Annotated in this window: 2 protein-coding genes; both read left to right on the top strand. The window is 34.1% G+C overall.

All coding sequences use genetic code 11. From position 1 onward, the window contains the following. The first annotated feature begins 296 nt into the window (after window positions 1-296). Window positions 297-1,415, top strand: coding sequence for a radical SAM protein (locus tag AB1397_05540; protein ID MEW6482448.1), 1,119 nt, complete (start codon window positions 297-299; stop codon window positions 1,413-1,415). Window positions 1,416-1,417: 2 nt separating this feature from the next. After that, a complete protein-coding gene (locus AB1397_05535) occupies window positions 1,418-2,053 on the top strand; it encodes a hypothetical protein (GenBank protein ID MEW6482447.1) in 636 nt (211 codons plus the stop codon). Window positions 2,054-2,208: the final 155 nt, after the last annotated feature.

Below are 2,208 nucleotides of genomic sequence, written 5' to 3'. Positions count from 1 at the left end.
GATTTTTTAAGTAAAATAGAGAATATTAGGTAATTTTTTGTCAAGTGCAAAATATGTAGTGCCGAAAAATTGGGCCTTAGATTTAGTATTAGGGCCAATTTTCAAATTTAGTGGCGAAAATGACTTGACAAAATATAATTTGAGAGTATAATAAATAGTAAGCTATTAGAGTTTGTTGATCACTATAATATAAAAGGTTTAGGAGTTTGGGAGATAAAACCCCTGCTCAATACTTAAAAGATGAAAAGAATATTATCATACAACATATCGTTAGCTAACATAGATGGAGAGAAGATGTGATTCTTGGGTTAAGTAATGATGTAATTGTTAGAAAAGAGTCTTTCGGAGGGGTAATCTTTAACAAAAATAATGGTGTTACAATAGAGCTTGATAAAGAAGCATATAAGTTTGTAAAATTGTTTAGAACGCCAATTGATGTTGAAACTATCTCTAATAAAGAGGCATTAAATATTGTAAAAACGCTCTTTGCAAAAGGCATCCTTATTGAAACACTGAACAGATACAAGAAAGATGAAAAAGAGGGTGGATATCCCTATGTTGTTCATCTTGGTGTAACCTCAAATTGTAATTTTAACTGCCCCTGCTGTTATCGTGTTGATGAGAAGGAGATGCCAAAGGATGAGCTCTTCAGGTTAATAGACGAGCTTTGTTCTTTGGGTGTATTTCAATTAGCCATAGGAGGAGGTGAGCCATTTTTACGACCAGATATCTTTGAAATTATTGAATATTGTAAAGGGAAGATAGTCTGCAATATTACGACAAATGGCTTTGGGATGAAAGAAAATATAGGGAGACTAAAGGGGCTTGTGCAGCAGATAAATGTTAGTCTAAATGGCTTTTCGCCATTGACAAATATAGGAAGAGACAGCCATGCATTTGGGATGGCTGTGGAGGCGATAAATATCCTTTCTAACCTTAAGATAAATTTTGGTGTAAATATTCTGGTTGCAAAGGAAAGCCTTCTGATACTTCAAAAGACCTTTAAATTTCTTGTCCAACTTGGGGTAAAGAGGGTAGTAATTCTTCGTCCCAAAAGGAATAAAAATTTATGGTTCAAAACAAATAGGCTCAAAAAAGAGGATTGTGAGAGATTAAAAGAGATATTGGAAGAATGGGAGGAGATACTTGATATTCACATTGATTGCTCTCTTATGGAATTGATGAAGGATATCCCTGATGATAAGCTCTTAAAATGGGGAATATTCGGCTGTCAACAATCTTCAACAATATGTTCAATAACACCAGAAGGTTATATTCTACCTTGTTCATTCATAAGGACTCCATTGGGTAAATTCACGGAAGGTAGTTTTAAAGAGATATGGCATTTATGCCAATTTAGAAGATTAAGGGAGAAAACAAGAAAGGTCAATAGACTCCCAATGTGTGAGGTGTAACAATGAAGATTATAAGTACAGCGGAAGGTTTTTGTGCAAACCATAGTGCGGCTGACTATGTTTTTATATCTTCAAGAAAACTTAGTAATCAAGAGATAAAAAAAGCGGAAAGACTATGGTTGAAAGAGACAAGGAAACAAGGATACGGGGAAGAAGAAACAATAGGTGTGGGAGAATATGGATTCTCGCATGAGTCCTGGTATCCATTTTTGAAGGATTTAGAGGAAGAGTTTATGGAGAAGCTTTTTGATATAGAGATAAAAAGTTATGAGTTTAGTGGTAATGACGAAATAAAGTTTGGTTATGAGTATGATGAAGAACTATATAAAAGGCTTAAAATGTGTAGTGGTTATGGCAAAGGTGGCTGGATATTTGTAAGTAAAAAAGGAGAGAGGATAATTCTTGAGCTAAATTTTTACATAGATACTTATGATGTTTTTGAGGATAGGGAGTTATTCTATAAGTTTTTAGAGAAGGTAAGAGAGGACATATTGAGAGGGGATTTAACGGTATTAAGATGTATTGGTGAATTTTATTCCATAAAGGCAGAGGTTTTATGGAGAGAACTTGGTGAACCCACAGAAAGGGCAATTCTCTTTAAGAAAATGTTGAGAGAGGAGGAAGAATGGGAAGCTTAAGCTTACCCTGCCTCTGTTCCTGCTGGTATTAAGAACTTCGGATGTGTTTAGCCACTTATAGTATCTTCCATAACTTATTACAAAAAAATGCTAAAGTAAAACCATAAAAATTCCGATATATAATATATGGAAGAAATAAATAGTCAGAATGTAGA

The organism is bacterium, from assembly GCA_040756715.1.
Classification (GTDB): domain Bacteria; phylum UBA9089; class UBA9088; order UBA9088; family UBA9088; genus JBFLYE01.
This window is presented reverse-complemented; position numbering and strand designations above follow the sequence as displayed.

Excerpts from the sequence above, each read along its gene's own strand:
- AB1397_05535 (MEW6482447.1), top strand. The coding sequence starts at position 1,418 with ATGAAGATTATAAGTACAGCGGAAGGTTTTTGTGCAAACCATAGTGCG.